Origin of the sequence: Microbacterium foliorum, assembly GCF_006385575.1 — a bacterium.
GTDB lineage: Bacteria > Actinomycetota > Actinomycetes > Actinomycetales > Microbacteriaceae > Microbacterium > Microbacterium foliorum_B.
Window position 1 is genome coordinate 58112 of the sequence record NZ_CP041040.1, and the last position, 19357, is coordinate 77468.

Below are 19357 nucleotides of genomic sequence, written 5' to 3' on the forward strand. Positions count from 1 at the left end.
CGGTGACTACTCGCCGGAGCTCTGCTTGAACTGACGCTCCCAGTCGCGCAGCTCGCTGCGACCGATGAGCGAATCGAGCGACACCTGAAAGAGCAGTCCCTTGCGGGCGTTGACCTGCTTGATGTTGTCGACGATCTGCGTGCTCACGGCCGACAGCGCCTCGCGCACCTCGGCGATGCGCTCGTCGGGAGCATCCCACAGGTCGGGCCTGGTGAGCAGGTCGAGCAGGTAGTCGCGGTCGAGCGCGGCGACGAGGCGAGCCAGCTTGTCGGAGTACTCGGCCTCGGCGAGCACGCTCTGATCCTCGCCTGCTCTCGCGTCGAGGCGGGTGAACAGCTGCTCGACGTGAGAGGCGAGAGCGTCGATACCTGCAGCCGTCTCGGCGGCGACCGGGCTGCCGGGCACCGCCGCATAGTCGGCACGCAGCTCGCGCAGGCGATTCACCCGAAGGCGGATGCCGGGGGGCACCGGGTCGGTCGAGACGACCGGCGTGCGGCGACGGCGACGGGCGATCAGGCCGATGGCGGTCACGGCAGCAGCGACGAGAACGACACCACCGATCACCAGCGGGATCACGGGGCCGGCGACCTCGGAGTCGCCACCCGGCGAGGTCGGCGCCTCGGCCGAGATCTCGGTCACGGTCTCGACGAGCTGGTCCTGCAGGCTTCCACCCGAAGACTCGTTCTCGTTCGCGATGCGCAGCGCATCATCACCGATCGCCGCCGACGCGGCCTGCAGGTCATCACCGATCGCGACGATCACGGTCTGCTGACTCGCGCCCGCAGTGAGCTGTTCGAGGATGTACGTGTTGTACGGGGTATCCGTCGCAGCATTCGCCGACAGCACGACCACCGCGATCGACCCGTCGCCGGGGACGACGCTCGCAAGCGCATCCGTCAGCGCCGCTCCCCCCGACACATCGGGGTCGACATAGATGTTCTGAACGGATATGCCCTCAACGGCATCCTCGATCCAGGGGTTGTTCGACGAGGAGAGATACGGCATCGCGAGGCCTCAGAAGTTGTTGATCACGGAAGCGAAGACGAGGTCGATGCGCTCGGCATCCGAGGCGTCGAACAGCTGTCCGCCCGTCACTTCCGCGATTCGCTGCAGTGCCGAGGTATCCGCGCCCTCTCCATACGCGATCGGGAATATACGCACCGGAGCGTCGTCGCCGCCCTCCTTCGTGCTCTTGCCGATCTTCGCGATGAGCGAGTCGAGCGAGGTGCTCGAGTCGGTGTCCTCGCCGTCCGAGAGCACCACGATCGCGTTGATGCGACCGGGCTCGGCCCGCTCGCTCATCGCCTCGTACGCGAGCAGGATCGAATCGTAGAGCGGAGTGCCGTTGCGCTGCGCGTAGCGCAGGTCGTCGAGCGACGAGTCGAGCTTCTCGCCGTCCGCGCCGAGTGCGCTCACGTCGCGGAGCACCTGGATGCCCTCGCCCTCGTCGGAAGAGATGCCGGTCGTGAACGCCCACACGCCGATCTCATCCGTCGAGCGGAAGTGGTTCAGCGTCGACTGCGCACCCTCGATCGCACCGTCGAGACGCGAGCGACCGTCGCCGATCGGGTCGTCCATCGAACCGGAGATATCGATGAGCTCGAGCACCGACGAGGGCTTGCGCACCTGCGTCCACTGGTCGATCGCGGTCGAGATCACGTCGACCTCGGGCTTCGGCAGCGTCACGGCGGGCTGCGCGGGGTCGACTCCGTACTTCGCGGTGAACAGGTCGCCCAGCGGCGCCGATTCGTCGAGCGGGCGGAACCCGTAGTCCGGCAGGATATTCTGCGCTGCGGTGGTCTGCACGAACTCGGCGAAGGCCTCGCCGGCGGCACGCTGCTCGGCGGTCACCCAGTCGGCGCCGAGCACCGTGATCGGGTTGTCCGACCACATGGAGCCACCCTCGGGGTAGACGGCGACGAGCTTGGTCTTGGGCGGCGTCAGTGTCTCGCCCGGCTGCACCGTGTGCGAGTCGGGGTTGCCCTGGTTGTAGTTGAGCAGCGAGGTCTCCTCCAGCGCGACGGCCGAGACGTACGCCGAGCCGTTCGAGCCGTTCTGCGTCTCGTCGTAGAGCGTAGAGAGCACATTGCCGGTCGTGTCGCCGTAGTGGATGACGCACTCCTCGAACACCCGCGAGAAGTCGGCCGAGGCCTCGACGTCGGCCGAGGTGAGGCCCTCGAGCTTGCCGGTCGCCTCGTACGACTGCATCAGGATGGTCGAGAGCCCTGTGGTCGACGTGTTGGGGTTGGTCTTCGAGATCTTGAAGGCGCCCCAGATGTCCTTGCCCACGCTGCCCCACCCGGCCGGGTCCTGGCAGAGGGCCTCGAGGTCGGTGATGCTGATGGGCGTGTTCGGCCAGCCGAGGGCGTTGGCCATCGGCTCGGGCATGCCGAACACGACGGGCGTGCGCGTGAACGACCTCGGTTCGCCCACGAGGCTGGGTGACGCGGCGGCGGCGACGCGATCGGTCCAGACCGTGGATGCCGGAGACCACAGGGTGGGCCACAGCGACTGGTCGTCGGTCGGCCAGTCCTCGCCCGAGGTGAGGAAGCGCGTCGCGTTGCCGGACGAGACGTTGGTGGGGCGCACGGTCGCGCACGTCTCGAGCCCCTCGTGTTCGGGCGAGTCCTTGAACGCCTTCGCCAGCTCGTCGAGCATGTTGACCTTCTCCGACGAGGTGGCGACGGCGATGTGCGTGCAGCCGTCGTCAGGGAACCCCTGTCCTCCGTCACTGTTCGTGCCCTCGTCGCCACCGCCGGTGCAGGCGGTCAATGCCAGGGCGACGATCGCCGCCATGGCGAGGGCAGCGGATGTCCGTCGTGCGTTGCGAGGCGCGCTCATGGGCTTAGGGTACCCAGGTATCGGCCTCCCGATGATGGATCGATCCGATCCCGTGACTGCATCGATCCGATCCCGTGGCCGCGGAGTACGCTCGCTGGTGTGGGGCGGATCACGACGCGGAGACCGATTCTGAAGCTCACCCTCGGCGAGGGTGCGAGCCGTCGCGCCGACACGCTCGCCGTCGAGGAGCCGCTCGAGATACGGGTCGCAGGCCCGCCGCTCGCGGTCACGATGCGCACTCCGGGGCACGACGTCGAGCTGGCGGCGGGGTTCCTCGTGTCCGAGGGGATCATCGCCCAGACCGCCGAGTTCCACTCGGCGATCCACTGCGGCGGCCCGGGCACCGGCGGCCAGGAGAACACGTACAACGTGCTCGACATCAGCCTCGCTCACGGCGTCGCGCTTCCCGACCCCGATGCCGCGCGGCGCTTCTACACGACCAGTTCGTGCGGCGTGTGCGGCAAGGCCAGCATCGACGCGGTGCGCACGGTGTCGCGGCATCCGGTCTCCGACGACGGCGTCCAGGCGGATGCCGAGCAGATCGCCGCCTTCCCCGATCGTCTGCGTGCAGAGCAGGCGGCGTTCGACAAGACGGGCGGCCTGCACGCCGCCGCTCTCTTCGACGCCGACACGGGCGAGATGCTCGTGCTGCGCGAAGACGTCGGGCGCCACAACGCGGTCGACAAGGTCGTCGGCTGGGCGCTGCTGAATGACCGGCTGCCGCTGCACCGGCAGATTCTGCAGGTCTCCGGCAGAGCGAGCTTCGAACTGGTGCAGAAGGCCGCGATGGCCGGCATCCCTCTGCTCAGTGCCGTCTCGGCGCCCTCGTCTCTGGCGGCGGAACTCGCCGAGGAGTCGGGCGTGACGCTCGTCGGATTCGTCCGCGGACGGTCGATGAACATCTACACGCACGCGCATCGGGTGCGCATCGGAGCCGAGTCGCTCGGCTCGTCTGCGCGCTCCGAAGAAGGGGCACACCATGCTCGATAGCCAGGGAACCGCGGGCAACGCAGGAACTGCCGGAAGCGCCTTCGGGCTGATGCCGGTCGAACCACGCCAGGGTGGCTACGGCCCTCGCACCGATCGGCCCTGGTCGCGCAAGCCGTACGGCCACCCCGCCGCCGGGTGGGGCGCGGCGCTGTCGGTAGGGCGGGTGGTGCTGGACCAGCGCGTGCCTATCGCCGGACCGCTCTCGATGCTGCAGATGAACCATCCCGTCTCGGGCTACGACTGCCCCGGATGCGCGTGGCCCGACGACCCGGGCAATCTCAAGCTCGACATCTGCGAGAACGGCATCAAGCACGTCACCTGGGAGATGACGCGCAAGCGCGTCGATCGGCGCTTCTTCGCCGAGCACACGGTCACCGAGCTCGCGACCTGGCCCGACTTCGACCTCGAAGATCAGGGGCGCCTGACTGAGCCGATGGTCTACGACGCGGCCACCGATCACTATGTGCCGATCACGTGGGACGACGCGTTCGCGCTGGTCGGTGACGAGATGCAGGCGCTCGACAGCCCCGACGAGGCATCGTTCTACACGTCGGGACGACTCAGCAACGAGGCCACGTTCCTCTACCAGCTGATGGTGCGCGAGTACGGCACCAACAACCTGCCCGACTGCTCGAACATGTGCCATGAGGCCTCGGGTCGCGCGCTCAAGGCCTCGATCGCCACGGGCAAGGGCACGGTCGACCTGCACGACTGGGACGACTGCGACGCCCTCTTCGTGCTGGGCGTGAACGCGGCATCCAACGCTCCGCGCATGCTCACAGCACTGTCGGATGCCGTGAAGCGCGGCGCCCAGGTCGTGCACGTCAACCCGCTCGTCGAGGCCGGTGCCACCCGCACGATCGTGCCGCACGACTTCGTCGACATGGCGCGTTTCAAGGCGACGGGCACGAGCACCATGAACCTGCAGGTGCGCCCCGGCGGTGACCTCGCACTGATCCGCGGCATGTCGAAAGTCGTCTTCGAGGCGGCAGTCGACGATCCATCCGTGCTCGACTCCGCGTTCCTCGCGTCGCTGACGACCGGCGCCGATGCGTACCGTGAGCTGGTCGAGGCCACACCATGGACCGACCTGGTCACGCAGTCGGGGCTCAGCGAAGAGCAGATCCGTGCGGCCGCCGCGGTCTATCTCGCCTCCGAACGCACGATCATCAGCTGGTGCCTCGGCGTGAGCCAGCACGAGCATGGCGTCGACACCGTGCGAGAGATCGTCAACCTGCTGCTGCTCCGAGGCAACATCGGGCGCAAGGGTGCCGGTCCTTCGCCCATCCGTGGGCACAGCAACGTGCAGGGCAACCGCACCTGCGGAATCGATCACCACCCCACGGATGCTTGGCTCGACCGACTCGCCGAGGCGTGCCGCATCGATCCGCCGCGGCATCCGGGACTCGACACCGTTCGCACGATCGAGGCCATGCACGACGGCCGCGTCAAGGTGTTCGTGGGCATGGGCGGCAACTTCGTGCTCGCGGCTCCCGACACCCCGTTCACGGCGCAGGGGCTAGAGAAGTGCCGCCTGACGGTGCAGGTGAGCACCAAGCTCAACCGCAGTCACCTCGTGCACGGTGAGAAGGCGCTGATCCTGCCCTGCCTCGGCCGCACCGAGCGCGACCAGCAGGCTCAGGGGCCGCAGGGCATCACGGTCGAGGATGCGATGAGCATGGTGCACCTCTCGATGGGGCGCAAGCAACCGGCATCCGCGTATCTGAGGTCGGAGCCGGCGATCATCGCCGGGATCGCGAAGGCGACCCTGCCCCACACGGCCACGCCCTGGGACTGGTACGTCGGCGACTACGACAACATCCGCGACGTGATGGCGAGGGTGCTGCCCGGGTTCGAGGGGTTCAACGACCTGATCCGCGACAAGCATGGCTTCCGCATCCCGCAGCCGGCGCGAGACCGCGTGTTCGAGACCCCGTCGGGGCGCGCCGAGTTCTCGCACCCGCCGCTGCCGAACGTCATCCCCGAGTCGACCGAGACCCTGGTGCTGCAGACCATGCGCTCGCATGACCAGTGGAACACGACGATCTACTCGAACGACGACCGCTATCGGGGCGTGAAGAACCTGCGCGAGCTCGTGTTCCTGCACGAAGACGACATGCGCGACCGGGGACTCGTCGAGGGCGACCTCGTCGACATCGTGTCGACCTCGAAAGACGGATCGACGCGGATGCTGACGGCGTTCCGCGCCGTGCCCTACGACCTGCCTCGTGGCAGCGCCGCCGGCTACATGCCCGAGATGAATGTGCTGATCGGGCGCAAGGACTTCAGCGCGCAGAGCGACCAGCCGCTCATGAAGAGCATCCAGGTGACCGTCGCGCGCTCGGGGTCGTGAGCGGGGCCGCGCTCGCTGCGCCTCAGGCGTCGACGGTCACAGCCTGCAGCGCGTGCACGACGGGCGCGAGCTCTGGCTGCGTGACCGCCTCACCGAGCGCGCGTTCGAGTGTCTCGTCGTGGATCGGATGCGCCTGCTCGTAGAGCGCCTGACCGGCAGCAGTGAGCTCGGTGTAGATGCCGCGGCGGTCGTCGGCGCAGAGGATGCGGGTGAGCAGCCCACGGTCTTCGAGGCGGGTCACGAGCCTCGTCGTCGCGCTCGGGCTCAGTGCCGTGGCGCGGGCGAGCTGCTGCATCCGCATGTGCCAGCCGTCCTGGCGGCTGAGCGCGTCGAGCACCGTGTACTCGACCACCGAGAGACCGACCGAGGCGCCGAGCGCCTTCTCGAGATCGGCCTCGATGATCCCGTGCAGCGCCGCGAGCGTGCGCCAGCCGCGCGCGCGGATCTCGACAGCATCGTCTGAGATGCCCACAGTGACCTCCGAAATAGTTGCTTGCGCTGGATAGTTGCGTGTGCAATGATTATCCGTCGGACGCAATATCCCGCGTCTGCAACTACTTTAGCAGAGGACCACGGAACATACCCATGCCACTCGGACTCATCGCACTCGCCATCGGCGCCTTCGGGATCGGACTCACCGAGTTTGTGATCATGGGGCTGCTGCCGGAGGTCGCCACCGACTTCGGCGTCACCGAGGCCACGGCCGGCTGGCTCATCTCGGGCTACGCGCTGAGCGTCGTCGTCGGTGCCCTCGGCCTCACCGCGGCAACCACGCGCCTGCCGCGCAAACCCGTGCTGCTCGGCCTCCTCGTGCTGTTCATCGTGGGCAACGCGATCACGGCACTCGCCCCCGATTACACGGTCGCCATGATCGGCCGCATCATCGCCGCCCTGTGCCACGGAGCGTTCTTCGGCATCGGATCGGTCGTCGCGGCCGAGCTCGTCGCCCCCGAGAAGAAGGCGCGGGCCATCGCGATCATGTTCACCGGCCTCACGGCGGCCAATGTGTTCGGCGTTCCCCTCGGCACGTTCCTCGGTCAGCAGTTCGGCTGGCGTTCGACGTTCTGGGTGATCTCGGCCATCGGTGTCATCGCCTTCGCGGGCATCGCTCTGCTCGTCGCCGCCCCGAAGTCGACCGGTGCGCAGGTGAGTCTGCGCAGCGAACTGCGGGCCTTCCGCTCGGGTCAGGTGTGGCTATCGCTCATCGTCACCGCTCTCGCGTTCGGCGGCATGTTCGGCGCCTTCACCTACATCGCGTACACGCTCACCGACGTCACCGGATTCGCCGACACGGCCGTGCCGTGGCTGCTCGTGCTCTTCGGCGTCGGGCTCGTCGCGGGCAACTGGGTCGGCGGGCGCCTGGCCGACCGTTCGATCGACCGCACCCTCCTCCTCTTCATCTCGGCCCTGGTGGTCGTGCTCGTGCTGTTCGGGTTCTTCGCCTGGTCGCAGCCCGTGACGACGGCGATCCTCGTACTGATGGGCGCGTTCGGATTCGGCACGGTGCCCGCGCTGCAGAGCCGCGTCATGCACTACGCCGGCGGAGCACCCACACTCGCCTCCGGCGCCAACATCGGTGCGTTCAACGTCGGCAACGCCCTCGGCGCCTGGGCCGGCGGCCTCGGCATCTCCGCAGGACTCGGCTACACCTCGCCCATCTGGATCGGCGCCGCGATCACGGCATCCGCTCTGGTCGTCATGGTGATCGCCGTCGTCACGGCTCGGCGGTCGTCGCCCGTCGCGACCGGCTCCCTGCAGACCATCGCCGCGTGACCGCCGCGCGGCCTCCGCGCGGCCCGAGACCCGCGACGTCGTCCGAGACCCATGCCCATGAGAGAGGTCTCGGGCGCGAAAGCGGGTCTCACCGATGAACGGGCATGGCGGGCGGGGGCAATGCGGACGCACTGGTCACTGCGCCCGCATGAACTCCTCGGCCGCCGCGACCTGTTCCGGGGTCGGGCGGATGCCGGTGTAGAGCACGAACTGCTCGAGCGCCTGCAGAGTCGCGACCTCGGCGCCGGTGATGACGGTCTTGTCGGCTGCGCGCCCCGCCGAGATCAGCGGCGTCTCGGCGGGCAGGGCGACGACGTCGAACACGACGGATGCCGTCGCGATCTGCTCCTCGGTGAACGACAGGGCATGCTCGTCTGCCCCGCCCGCCATGCCGATCGGGGTGATGTTCACGATGATGTCGGCGGTCACGGCATCCGCGTCCGCCGTCCATGCGAATCCGTAGAGGTCGGCCAGCCCTCGACCGCGCTCTTCGTTGCGCGCAGCGATCGTGACCCGCGAGAATCCGGCGTCACGGAAGGCGGCGGCCGTGGCCTTCGCCATTCCGCCCGAGCCGCGCAGCAGCACGGATGCCGCAGGGTCGAGCGAGTTTCGCTCGATCAGCTGGGCGATCGCGCTGTAATCGGTGTTGTAGGCCGTGAGCACTCCGTCGTCGTTCACGATCGTGTTCACCGAGTCGATCGCTGTCGCAGAGGGGTCCATGCGGTCGACGAGTGCGATGATGTCCTCCTTGAAGGGCATCGAGATCGCACAGCCGCGAATGCCGAGACCCCGCACGCCGGCGATCGCCTGGCCGAGGTCGGTCGGCGCGAACGCCTTGTAGATCCAGTTGAGACCCAGCTCCTCGTAGAGGAAGTTGTGGAATCGCGTGCCGTTGTTGCTCGGGCGTGCAGACAGCGAGATGCACAGGGTCATGTCCTTGTTCAGCATGGTCACCGCACCAGGCTACTCGGGGACTCCCTTCTGCCCGACTCACTGATGACCGCGATCGTCAACCCCCCTTGGCGGGATCCGATCGCCTCCCCTAGTGTGAAAGTGCATGCACAGGGGATTGATCGTCTTCGTCTTCCCCAGAGACGGACTGCCTTCCCCAGAGGCAAAGGCGATTCGTGCATGCGATTGGGCCCTCTCGAGTAGTTCTGTCCCCAACGGATTGCTCGAGAGGGCCGCTATCGTTTGTGACCTCCTCACAAGTTTTCCAATTTGTCCCCCAAATGGGGGACAAACGCGTGCCGGAGGGGTTAGGCTGGAATCTGACGCACCCTCCGGTCGTCTTCGGCCCTCATCGCTCCCCCCGCGGTGAGGGCCACACCATTTTCTGGGCGCCTTCTTCTGCGCCGTCGTGTGACCGCGAATGACGGCTCATGCAACATTTGGGTTACGGGCTGACCTCGGGACTTCCGCTCAGCGCGTGCTCCACTAGCGTGGAGCACGTCGGGGCATCCTGCGTCGGCTTCTTTCCAGCAGAACAGGCAGTACATGAGCACCCAGGGCACGGTTAAGTGGTTCAACTCGGAGAAGGGCTTCGGCTTCATCTCCCCCGACGACGGCGGCGCTGACGTTTTCGCGCACTACTCCGCCATCGAGTCATCCGGCTACCGCTCTCTTGAAGAGAACCAGCGAGTCGAGTTCGACGTGGCGCAGGGCCCCAAGGGCCTGCAGGCTGAGAACATCCGTCCGCTCTGAGAGCGGACGTCATAGAACTCCCCGACCGGAGGCACGCACTCGTTGCGACCTTCCGGCGGGGAGTTCTGTGCTTTGTGGACTGATTTCGACGGTTCTCCCACCCGAGGCGGCGGGCACCGGACTGCCGCTCGGGAGGAGGACTGCCTCTCGGGAGGACAACTGCGCGCCGAGGCTCCTCCCGAAGGAGAGTTCTCCTCCCGAGGCGGCGGGCGCCGAGGTCAGTTCAGCAGAAGCGCGCGAAGCTCGTCGGCGGATGCTGCGCGGAACGCAGCCTCGTCACCTTCATGCGTGTCGCTGAAGCCCCACTCGACGAAGATCACCGGGACGCCGTTCGCGTTGCCGCCCTCGACATCGTGGTGACGGTCGCCGATGAGCACGGGGCGTGAGATGTCGGCGCCACGGTCGGCCAGACGGCGCAGCGACTCGGCCACGATGTCGGTCTTCGACGCGAGGGTCGACTCATCCGGCGTCGCGCCGACGGTCGTGAGGAAGTACGGGCGGAGTTCGAAAAAGTCGATGATCGCGTCGACCTGGATCTCGGGCTTCGAGCTCGCGGTCGCCTGCGGGACGCCGGCGGTGTGCAGGTCGCGGATGATCTCGGGCACGCCCGGGTAGGTCCTCACGTCGGTCGTGTAGCCGTCGGCCTTGCCGAGTGTGCGGTAGAACGCCACGGCCTCGGCGGACTGCTCGGGAGTCATCCCCGCCTGCGCCTGGAAGGACTGGAACATCGGCGGCCCGATCCAGTGCACCAGCTGCTCGCGCGTGGGAGCGGGGTGACCGAAGTGCGTGAGGGCGACGTTCAGGCGGCGGAGGATGCCGACCGACGCGTCGGCGAGGGTGCCGTCGACGTCCCAGAGCACGCACGAGTAGGGGGAAGAAGCCATGTCTTCCAGCCTATGGGCAGTGCGCGAAGCGACCGAACGCGGTGAACATCTGTGCAGCTCGCCTCAGAAGAGGCGGGGGATGCCGGACTCGATGCCCTTCATGTCGTCGTAGTCGAGCACGAGGCAGCGGATGCCGCGGTCTTCGGCCAGCACACGCGCCTGCGGCTTGATCTCCTGCGCGGCGAAGACGCCCTGCACGGGCGCGAGGTGCGGATCGCGGCCCAGCAGCTCGAGGTAGCGGGTGAGCTGCTCGACGCCGTCGATGTCGCCGCGGCGCTTGATCTCGACCGCGATGGCCGCGCCGTCGGCATCCCGCACGAGGAGATCTACGGGGCCGATCGCCGTGGGGTATTCGCGGCGCACCAGGGTCGCGCCATCGGAGATGCGGTCGACCTGCTCGGCGAGGAGGCGCTGCAGGTCGGCTTCGACGCCGTCCTTCTGCAGTCCGGGGTCGATGCCGAGGTCGTGGTTGGTGTCGTGCAGGATCTCGTAGATCTGCACGCGAAGCGCGTCACCGGTCTTCTTGTGCGTGACGCGCCAGACCTCGGTGACGCCGGCGATCGACTCCTCCTCACCAGGCTCCTCGGATGCGAGAGAGCAGGGCGGGCTCATCCAGTTCAGCGGCTTGTAGCTGCCGCCGTCGGAGTGCACGAGCAGACTCCCGTCTCCCTTGTGCACGAGCAGACGCGTGGCAAGCGGGAGGTGGGCATTGAGCCGGCCCGTGTAATCCACGGAGCAGCGGGCGATGACGAGGCGCACCCGTCGAGCCTACTTCGTCGTGCGCACTCCTTCTGCGGTGACGGAGGCCGGTGCCGGTGTTTCCACATCGACCGGGGTCTCGTCGTCCAGCGCGATCGTGCCGGAATGGATCCTGACATTCTGGGCGAGCAGGCCGAAGATGAGGAGATGACCGTGTCGATCGAACTGGTGACGATGATCGTGACGGTCGCGTCCACGCTGCTGGGACTGGCTGCCGGGTTCGGGTGGATGATCACCCGGACGGATGCGCGGTTCGAGAAGTTCGAGCAACGTGTCGATGCGCGGTTCGGGCGCCTGGAGACGGATATCGCGGAGGTGAAGACGGAGATCGGCGAGGTGAAGATCGCGATCGCGCGACTCGAAGGCCCGGCGCCACGCCTTCTCGTCGCACGCTGATCTACGAGGCTGACGTCGAGCCGGCGAACTCCGTCGACATCTCGTCTTTGCGCAGGGGCCGGGCGGCACCCGAGAACAGGCCCGACAGCACGACCAGGCCGACCAGGATGTACAGAGTGTTGAGCAGACCGATGTGCTCGCTGATGAAGCCCAGCACGGGCGGGCCGCCGAGGAACGAGATGTAGCCGATCGTCGCCGCGGCGCTCACACGCGCAGCCGCCTTGGCCGGGTCGTCTGCCGCGGCCGACATTCCGAGCGGGAAGCCGAGCGATGCGCCGACGCCCCACAGCGCCGCACCCACGAAGACGAGCGGGAGGCTCGGCGCCAGGATGAACAGCAGGATGCCGGATGCCGCCGCCACCGAGAGGATGCGCAGCACCGCGACGCGTCCGAACCGGTCGACCAGCGGGCCGCCGAATACGCGCACCACGGTCATCGCGACCGAGAAGGTCGCGAGCGCGGCCGCGCCGAGCGCGGTTCCGCCGCCGTGGTCCTCAGCGACGCCGAGAGCCAGCCAGTCGTTGGCGCCGCCCTCCGCGAACGACATGCCGAGCATCACCACGCCGATCGCGTAGGTGCGCGGTTCGCGCCAGGCCGACATGGCGACGTGCATCCGCTCGCGCCAGTGCACCTTCTCGCCGTCGTCCGCCGTCGGGTCGAGTGCTTCGGCACGACGGGGGACGCTGGTGATGCTGATGACGCCGATGGTGGCGATCGCGATCGCGACGACGAGCGTGTGCGTGAAGACGTTGATCTGCAGCTGTGCGGCGAGGGCGCCGAGGCCGGCGCCGATCACTGTGCCGAAGCTGAAGAAGGCGTGGAAGAGGGGGAGGATCGTCTTGCCCGAGTGCTGCTCGATCGCGGTGGCCTCGACGTTCATTATGACGTCGACGCAGCCGTTGCCGAGGCCGAACAGCACGAGACCGATGAGCACGACGGCATAGGAGCCGAGAACGTTGGCGCCGATGCCGATCAGGGCGACGCCGGAGGCGAACGTGAAGATCGACACCATCATGCCGAGGCGTGCGCCGGTGCGCGCCATGATCGCCGGGCTGGTCGAGATACCGATGATCGAGGCGATGCCCGCACCGAGCAGCAGCATGCCGACCTGCGCCTTGTCGACCTCGAGCGCGAGCTTGATGTCGGGGACACGTGAGGCCCAGGTCGCGATCGACAGACCGCTGGCGAGGAAGATCGCGAAGATCGCGGTGCGCCAGCGCACATACTGCGATCGAGAGAGAGCCGTGTCCATGTCGCACAGCATATCGAATCGATTCGATGATCGGGAACCCGGGGAGCTATCCTCGGAGTATGACGAGCCACGACAGCCCGCGCCGAGCGACGATCGCCGATGTCGCACGACAGGCGGGAGTAGCGACGTCGACGGCATCCGTCGTCTTCAGCGGCAAGGCCAACGTCGCGCCGGCCACGCGCGAGCGAGTGCTCGCCGCAGCGGCCGACCTCGGCTACGCCGGGCCCGACCCGCGCGCCGCCTCACTGCGCCGAGGACGCAGCGGCATCGTGGCCGTGGTGCTCGAGGGTCATCTGCGCGCGGCGTTCCTCGACCCGGTGACCACCGCCATGATGGACGGCCTCACCGATGGGATGGCAGACCTGAGCGCCGGCATCCTGTTGATGCGCGACGAGCCGGGCGATGACGGATCGTCGCTCTCGAACGCGCCCGTCGACGCGGTCGTGCTGATCGGATGCTCGGGACGCGCCAAGGCATCGCTCGACATCGTCCGCAGTCGAGGACTGCCGGTGGTCGTGATCGAGGGCGACGCCGGAGAGGGCATTCCGAAGATCATGCTCGACAACACCGCCGCCGCGGCGGACGTCGCTCGGCACCTGCGCGATCTCGGACACCGCGACGTGGCGCTCGTCACCCTGCCGCTCGACACGCGACGCGAGCGCGGCCCGGTCACGCAGGAGCGCATCGACGCGGCGACCGTGGATGTGACGATCGATCGTCTCGCCGGCATGCGCGAGATCTTCCCCGACGCACCGGCGATCTCGGCGGGAGGCAGCTTCATCGATGAGGGCCTCCTCGCGGGGCGACGGCTGCTGGCGGACGCCGAGACGAGGCCGACCGCGATCCTCGCGCAGAGCGACCTGATCGCGGTGGGCATCATCCGCGCGGCGGAGGAACTGGGGCTGCGCGTGCCCGAAGACCTGTCGGTCGCCGGTTTCGACGGCATCGCCGCCGACGGACTCGGCGACCTCGTGCTCACGACCAGCGTGCAACCGGCGGTCGAGAAGGGGCGTACTGCGGGAGAGCAGGTCGCGCGCATGCTGCAGGGGGAGCCGGGCCTCACCCTGCACCTCACCTGCCGATTCCGCGAGGGAACGACCACGGCGGCGCCCGCCCGCTGAGCAGGCTGCCAGTCAGGAACGCTGCGGGCCCAACGGCAACGTCTCGGCTCCGAAGTCCAGGATCGAGTATCGACCGCAGTCGACGATCATCTCGGGGAGCAGCGCCTCGGGCAGGTCCCACGGCACGGTCTGCGCATCCTCGACGAGGAACGACACCTCGCCGGCCGCGAAGTCCGCGCGGTTCACCAGCCAGGCATACGCGTTGAGCTGATGATCGACCTGCACGAGTCGTGAGGGATCGGTCAGATGCAGCTTGGGCAGGCGCACCGTCCAGAACTGCCCGGCACCGGTGCGGCCGGAGGCATCGACCCAGTCGGCGACGCAGGTGAGATCCGCATCGGGCCGGGCGGCGGCATCCGCGAGTCGAGGGATGCTGAGGCCGCCGATGATGAGCAGCACGACCCCGGCCATCACCGCCGCGGTTCGCCGCACCCGCTCGCTGACCCGCAGGGCGTGCGGAGCGGCCACGAGTGCGAGCACCGGAGCGAAGGCGACCGGCTGCAGATAGCGTGCCGCGTGGGTTCCCAGGGCGATGGCTCCGATGACGACCACAGTCGGCGCCACCCAGGCCATCGCGGCGACCAGCCGCGAGCCGGGTTGCCGCGGCCGCACGGTTCGCACGACGGCCACGGCCAGGAGCGCGGCAGTGATCAGCAGCCCGATCGCCCCTGGAGGGCTCTGCATCCGTTCGCCGACGAGCCGTGCGTAGTAGTCGATCGAGTCGTGCCATCGCTCGGGATGCACGTACTCGACGCCGGTCTGAGTGATCCATGCCGCGAACGGAATGCGTGCGAGAAAACCGATCATCGCGCCGGTGAGCAGCACGACGATGATGACCGACGTTCGCGAACGCAGCTCGGACGAGATCGTGGCGACGGCCAGGACGATCACGAGCGGAACCATCGCCCACGCAGCATAGAGGGGGTTCGAGAGGGTCGACACGAGCGCGACGATGCCGAGGGCGATCAAGGGCCACGCCCTGAGCTCACGGTTGTCGACCATGCGCCGCACGATGCCGATCGTGACCACGACGCCGACGACGGTCGCCGAGTAGTACGTGGTGGTCAGCTGCAGTGACGCGAGGTCCAGCGCCTCGCGCGACGCGGAGACATCGGTCATCGCGAGTGCGCCGAACGCCGAGAGCGCGACCACGGACCAGGCCACGGGGGCACTGCCGGCGCGAGCACGTCCGGCAGCCAGACGGATTCCTCCGTAGAGGGCGAGCAGATTGACGACCGCGCTGATCGCGAAGAGAGCGTTCACGTCGGCCGGCAATCCTGCGTCGAGGGCCGTGAAGGCTGCGGACTCGGGCAGGAACAGCACGCTCGACATCGCCCAGTCGAGCGGTTCCCCTGCGAGCAGCGAGCGGGCGAGCATCGCCACGACCAGGGAGTCGCCGTCGCGGAAGAGCAGATCGGCTCGGGGCGACGACGCGACCGCACCCGCGGTGACGAGCGCGACAGCGGCAGCGCTCAGCCAACCGGCCAGCTCCCGCACCCACGCCCGCGTCACGGGGCTACTCTGCCACGACCCCTGGGAGAATTTCGGACTTCGCGCGGGTCACGCGATCTGTGGCGATCGACGCATCCGAATGACCGGATTCCTCGATTCGAATCACGCAAAGTGCCCGGAATGCCGCGAAAAACGGGACATTTGGGCGGCTCGACGTCGGCATGATCCGCCCTGAAGAGCGAAATATCAAGGTAAACTCGAAATTGACACCCGCCCGCCCGCCTGCGCCGCCCCGGCCGACGAGCTTTGAGGAGCCGCGTATATGCTGACGCTCCTCGCCGTGTTCCTCCTCGGGTCGATCCTGATGCCCGTCCTGGTGCGCTGGCTGGGGTCTCAGGCATTCGCCATCGCGGCTCTCATTCCCGCCGCGGCATTCATCCACGCCCTCGTACTCACCCCTCAGGTGCTCGACGGACCGACGCCCTTCGTCTCGGTCGCGTGGATTCCGCAGCTCGGCCTGAACCTGTCCATGAACATGGACGTTCTCGGCTGGGTCCTCACACTGATCGTCACCGGTGTCGGCGCCCTCGTGCTGTTGTACTGCCGGTGGTACTTCCACGACGACTCCGCGGGTATCGGCCAGTTCGCCGGGGTTCTGCTCGGCTTCGCCGGTGCGATGTACGGCCTCGTCCTGACCGACGACCTGGTCATGCTCGTCATGTTCTGGGAGGTGACGAGCATCCTCTCGTACCTCCTCATCGGCCACTACCGACGGCGAGCGGCCAGCCGACGAGCCGCCCTCCAAGCGCTCCTGGTCACCACGCTCGGCGGACTCGTGATGTTCGTCGGAGTCGTGCTGCTGGTCGTCGATGCCGGCACCTCGAGCATCCGCGAGATCCTCGAGATCGCGCCCACAGGGGCGATCGTCGATGCCGCCGTGGTCATGCTGCTCGTCGGTGCCATCAGCAAGTCCGCGATCTTCCCGTTCCACTTCTGGCTTCCCGGTGCGATGGCGGCACCCACCCCAGTCAGCGCCTACCTGCACGCCGCGGCGATGGTGAAGGCGGGCATCTACCTGATCGCGCGATTCGCCCCGATCTTCGCGTTCACCGGTCCGTGGCGGCCGATCATCATCTCGCTGGGAATCGTGACGATGCTGCTCGGCGGCATCCAGGCCCTGCGAGAGACCGACCTCAAGCGCATCCTCGCCTTCGGCACGGTCAGCCAGCTCGGGTTCTTCTCGATCGTGATCGGCTACGGCACGCAGGCGAGCGCCCTGGCCGGTCTCGCACTCGTGATCGCGCACGCGCTGTTCAAATCGGCACTGTTCCTCATCGTCGGTGTGATCGACCGGCAGCTGTCGACCCGAGACATCGATGAGCTGAGCGGCGTGGGGCGTCAGGCGCCGGTCATGGCCACTGCGGCATTCATCTCCATCGCGTCGATGGCGGGCATCGCGCCGACCCTCGGATTCGTCGCGAAGGAGTCCACTCTCACGGCCCTCCTCGATGACGCGCTGCACGGGTCTCCGTGGGGACTCGTCGCCATCATCGGCGTCAGCGTGGGATCCATTCTCACTGCGGCATATGGCATCCGCTTCCTCTGGGGCGCCTTCTGGACCAAGCGCGACGCAGCAGGCGATCGCCTGCCGGACACGATGTGGCCCGATCCGCCGGTCGGGTTCCTCTCGGCGCCGATCATCCTCGCCGGCCTCACGCTCGCGGCCGGCATAGGTGCCCCGGCTCTCGACGTCGCTCTGCAGGGATATGCGCTCACCGCCACGCCCGGCCTCGACGCAGAAGGGGTCCCCGCCGAGGGGCCGGGGCACCTCGCGCTCTGGCATGGCCTCGAGCCTGCTCTCGGCATCTCGATCCTGTCGATCCTGCTCGGCGCCGCGGTCTTCCTTCTCACTCTGCGCACGGGGTGGGATCGCAAGGCGCGGTTGATCCGCTTCACCGCGGCGGACGTCTACTACCTGGTCATGCGCGGCGTCGACCGGCTCTCGGTGCTGAGCACGACGCTCACGCAGCGAGGCTCGCTTCCGGTCTACGTCGGCACGATCTTCGTGGTCTTCGTCGCCGCCGAGATCACGGCTCTGGTCGCCAGCGACATCGACCGCTTCCAGCTCTCGGCCTGGCACACTCCCACGCAGCTCGTGGTCGCGCCCTTGATGGCCGCCGCCGGCGTCATGGCCGTGCGGGCGCAGAAGAGGTACACCGGCGTCGTGCTCGTCTCGATCACGGGCCTCGGCATGGTGGCGCTCTTCGCCACGAGCGGTGCGCCCGACCTCGCGCTCACGCAGATTCTCATCGAGACCGTGACGATGGTGACCTTCGCGCTCGTGCTGCGCCGCCTGCCCGCACGGATGGGCGAGCACAACGCGTCCGTCGGTCGCATCCCCCGAGCGCTGCTGGGAGTCGGAGTCGGACTCACGATGGCCCTGGTCGCGATCGTGGCGACGCAGTCGCGAGTCGCCGATCCGATCTCCGCAGTGTTCCCCGAGATCGCGTACGAGATCGGCCACGGCAAGAACGTCGTGAACGTGGCGCTCGTCGACCTGCGCGGCTGGGACACGATGGGCGAGCTCTCGGTGCTCGTGCTCGCCGCCACCGGCGTCGCATCGCTCGTTTTCGTCACGCATCGCGCCGACATGCTGTCGGCGACCAAGACGCTCCCCAAGGCCCGTCGCCGCCGGACCCTCAGCCGCCCGCTGGTCGAGACGACCGAGGGCGTGCGGTTCCAGACGGACGAGAACGAGAGCAGCCCCCGCGCCTGGCTCGTCGGCGGCCCGAAGATGAAGCCCGAGAACAGGTCGATCCTGCTCGAGGTGATCGTCCGCATCCTCTTCCACACGATCATCGTCGTGTCGATCTTCCTGCTGTTCTCCGGTCACAACCTTCCGGGCGGCGGCTTCGCAGGCGGACTCGTCGCGGGCATGGCGCTCGTCATGCGCTACGTCGCCGGCGGACGCTGGGAGCTCGGCGCGGCCGCGCCCACGGACGCCGGCCGACTGCTGGGTGCCGGTCTGATCCTCGCGGTCGGCACCGCCGTCGTGCCGCTGTTCTTCGGCATGGCCCCGCTCACCAGCACGTTCTGGGAGTGGGATATCCCCTGCATCGGCCACATGGAGTTCGTGACCTCGACCATCTTCGACGTCGGTGTGTACCTCGTCGTGATCGGACTCGTGCTCGACGTGCTGCGCAGCCTCGGTGCCGAGGTCGACCGTCAGGCGCAGGAGTTCCGCGAGCGGGGGGTGAGCATCTGATGGATGTCTCGTTGACCCTGATCGTGATCATGGCCGTGCTGTTCGCGTGCGGCGTGTACGCGATGCTCGAGCGCAGCCTCACCCGCGTGCTGATCGGCTTCCTGCTGCTCGGCAACGCCACGAACCTCCTGCTCCTCATCGTGATGGGCGTGCCGGGAAGCGCGCCCTTCTACGGCGTCGAGGGCGAGGTCAGCGATCCGCTGCCGCAGGCGCTCACCCTGACGGCCATCGTCATCACCTTCGCCGTCTCCGCCTTCCTCCTCGCGCTCATCTACCGCTCGTGGCAGCTGGGCCAGGCCGACACGGTCGAGGACGACGAGGCCGACATCGCTCTCCGCGAGCGCACAGACGCCGACGAGGACCTCATGGACGACGAGGCCGACGCAGCCGACGACGAGGCGACCACCGACTTCGTCGGCGTGCAGACGTCGCCGATCACGGTGCTGCACATGCGCGATCACGCCGCGATCAACGACGACGCTCCGACCGACCGGCCCACCGCTGCCCGTGCCCCCGAACGCGCGGAAGACGACGACGACGCGGATGCCGCAGCATCCGTCCTCACCG

The 19357-nt window shown here is 67.9% G+C and carries 15 protein-coding genes and 1 pseudogene; 8 read left to right on the plus strand and 8 right to left on the minus strand.

The window, feature by feature from the left end; all coding sequences use genetic code 11:
• Nucleotides 1-6: 6 nt before the first annotated feature.
• Entirely contained in the window at nt 7-1005 is a 999-nt protein-coding gene (locus tag FIV50_RS00315; RefSeq protein WP_140035687.1) for a hypothetical protein, read from the minus strand.
• A 9-nt stretch (nt 1006-1014) separates the two neighbouring features.
• Complete coding sequence (locus FIV50_RS00320; protein WP_140035688.1) at nt 1015-2841, minus strand: substrate-binding and vWA domain-containing protein; 1827 nt, start codon at nt 2839-2841, stop codon at nt 1015-1017.
• 99 nt (nt 2842-2940) lie between these two features.
• Here FIV50_RS00320 and fdhD point away from each other — a divergent pair, with 99 nt between their 5' ends.
• Together fdhD and FIV50_RS00330 are read left to right on the plus strand one after the other, a co-directional pair.
• Nucleotides 2941-3831, plus strand: a complete 891-nt coding sequence (gene fdhD / locus FIV50_RS00325) for a formate dehydrogenase accessory sulfurtransferase FdhD (protein WP_140035689.1) — start codon at nt 2941-2943, stop codon at nt 3829-3831.
• Entirely contained in the window at nt 3821-6184 is a 2364-nt protein-coding gene (locus FIV50_RS00330; RefSeq protein ID WP_219846231.1) for an FdhF/YdeP family oxidoreductase, read from the plus strand. The genes fdhD and FIV50_RS00330 overlap by 11 nt, the downstream gene beginning before the upstream one ends.
• A gap of 22 nt (nt 6185-6206) precedes the next feature.
• On the opposite strand, the gene FIV50_RS00335 is transcribed toward FIV50_RS00330, so the two are convergent.
• The gene (locus FIV50_RS00335) at nt 6207-6656 is read right to left on the minus strand and encodes a MarR family winged helix-turn-helix transcriptional regulator (RefSeq protein ID WP_140035690.1); all 450 of its coding nucleotides are present in this window, start codon (nt 6654-6656) and stop codon (nt 6207-6209) included.
• Between the two features lie 113 nt (nt 6657-6769).
• Between FIV50_RS00335 and FIV50_RS00340 the strand changes: the two genes are divergently transcribed.
• On the plus strand, nt 6770-7957 hold the full coding sequence (locus FIV50_RS00340) for an MFS transporter (protein ID WP_140035691.1): 1188 nt from the start codon (nt 6770-6772) through the stop codon (nt 7955-7957).
• Between the two features lie 135 nt (nt 7958-8092).
• Here FIV50_RS00340 and FIV50_RS00345 read toward each other — a convergent pair whose 3' ends face one another.
• A complete protein-coding gene (locus FIV50_RS00345) occupies nt 8093-8911 on the minus strand; it encodes a shikimate 5-dehydrogenase (RefSeq protein ID WP_181164276.1) in 819 nt (272 codons plus the stop codon).
• A gap of 543 nt (nt 8912-9454) precedes the next feature.
• On the opposite strand from FIV50_RS00345, the gene FIV50_RS00350 reads away from it, so the two are divergent.
• On the plus strand, nt 9455-9661 hold the full coding sequence (locus tag FIV50_RS00350; RefSeq protein ID WP_042540947.1) for a cold-shock protein: 207 nt from the start codon (nt 9455-9457) through the stop codon (nt 9659-9661).
• A gap of 218 nt (nt 9662-9879) precedes the next feature.
• On the opposite strand, the gene FIV50_RS00355 is transcribed toward FIV50_RS00350, so the two are convergent.
• Nucleotides 9880-10545, minus strand: coding sequence for an HAD hydrolase-like protein (locus tag FIV50_RS00355; protein WP_140035692.1), 666 nt, complete (start codon nt 10543-10545; stop codon nt 9880-9882).
• A gap of 63 nt (nt 10546-10608) precedes the next feature.
• The gene (gene nucS / locus FIV50_RS00360) at nt 10609-11304 is read right to left on the minus strand and encodes an endonuclease NucS (protein ID WP_140035693.1); all 696 of its coding nucleotides are present in this window, start codon (nt 11302-11304) and stop codon (nt 10609-10611) included.
• A 105-nt stretch (nt 11305-11409) separates the two neighbouring features.
• On the opposite strand from nucS, the gene FIV50_RS00365 reads away from it, so the two are divergent.
• Nucleotides 11410-11700: a response regulator gene (locus FIV50_RS00365; protein ID WP_258184343.1), complete on the plus strand. Its 291-nt coding sequence runs from the start codon at nt 11410-11412 to the stop codon at nt 11698-11700.
• 1 nt (nt 11701) lies between these two features.
• On the opposite strand, the gene FIV50_RS00370 is transcribed toward FIV50_RS00365, so the two are convergent.
• Complete coding sequence (locus FIV50_RS00370) at nt 11702-12952, minus strand: MFS transporter (RefSeq protein WP_140035694.1); 1251 nt, start codon at nt 12950-12952, stop codon at nt 11702-11704.
• Between the two features lie 59 nt (nt 12953-13011).
• Here FIV50_RS00370 and FIV50_RS00375 point away from each other — a divergent pair, with 59 nt between their 5' ends.
• Nucleotides 13012-14073 (plus strand): LacI family DNA-binding transcriptional regulator, encoded by a 1062-nt coding sequence (locus FIV50_RS00375; protein ID WP_140035695.1) that lies wholly within the window; start codon nt 13012-13014, stop codon nt 14071-14073.
• 12 nt (nt 14074-14085) lie between these two features.
• Here the strand turns inward: FIV50_RS00375 and FIV50_RS00380 are convergent, their stop codons facing one another.
• A complete protein-coding gene (locus FIV50_RS00380; RefSeq protein ID WP_140035696.1) occupies nt 14086-15585 on the minus strand; it encodes a hypothetical protein in 1500 nt (499 codons plus the stop codon).
• A gap of 262 nt (nt 15586-15847) precedes the next feature.
• On the opposite strand from FIV50_RS00380, the gene FIV50_RS00385 reads away from it, so the two are divergent.
• Nucleotides 15848-18790 carry a Na+/H+ antiporter subunit A gene (locus FIV50_RS00385; protein WP_140035697.1) on the plus strand — a complete coding sequence of 981 codons (2943 nt, stop codon included), beginning with the start codon at nt 15848-15850 and terminating at the stop codon, nt 18788-18790.
• Nucleotides 18790-19299 (plus strand): annotated as a pseudogene (locus tag FIV50_RS00390) (Na(+)/H(+) antiporter subunit C); the annotation flags it as partial. The gene FIV50_RS00385 and the pseudogene FIV50_RS00390, both read left to right, overlap by 1 nt.
• Between the last annotated feature and the right edge of the window lie 58 nt (nt 19300-19357).

Excerpts from the sequence above, each read along its gene's own strand:
- FIV50_RS00365 (WP_258184343.1), top strand. The coding sequence starts at position 11,410 with ATGGATCCTGACATTCTGGGCGAGCAGGCCGAAGATGAGGAGATGACC.
- FIV50_RS00375 (WP_140035695.1), top strand. The coding sequence starts at position 13,012 with ATGACGAGCCACGACAGCCCGCGCCGAGCGACGATCGCCGATGTCGCA.
- FIV50_RS00340 (WP_140035691.1), top strand. The coding sequence starts at position 6,770 with ATGCCACTCGGACTCATCGCACTCGCCATCGGCGCCTTCGGGATCGGA.
- FIV50_RS00385 (WP_140035697.1), top strand. The coding sequence starts at position 15,848 with ATGCTGACGCTCCTCGCCGTGTTCCTCCTCGGGTCGATCCTGATGCCC.
- FIV50_RS00320 (WP_140035688.1), bottom strand. The coding sequence starts at position 2,841 with ATGAGCGCGCCTCGCAACGCACGACGGACATCCGCTGCCCTCGCCATG.
- FIV50_RS00370 (WP_140035694.1), bottom strand. The coding sequence starts at position 12,952 with ATGGACACGGCTCTCTCTCGATCGCAGTATGTGCGCTGGCGCACCGCG.
- FIV50_RS00350 (WP_042540947.1), top strand. The coding sequence starts at position 9,455 with ATGAGCACCCAGGGCACGGTTAAGTGGTTCAACTCGGAGAAGGGCTTC.
- FIV50_RS00355 (WP_140035692.1), bottom strand. The coding sequence starts at position 10,545 with ATGGCTTCTTCCCCCTACTCGTGCGTGCTCTGGGACGTCGACGGCACC.
- FIV50_RS00330 (WP_219846231.1), top strand. The coding sequence starts at position 3,821 with ATGCTCGATAGCCAGGGAACCGCGGGCAACGCAGGAACTGCCGGAAGC.
- FIV50_RS00315 (WP_140035687.1), bottom strand. The coding sequence starts at position 1,005 with ATGCCGTATCTCTCCTCGTCGAACAACCCCTGGATCGAGGATGCCGTT.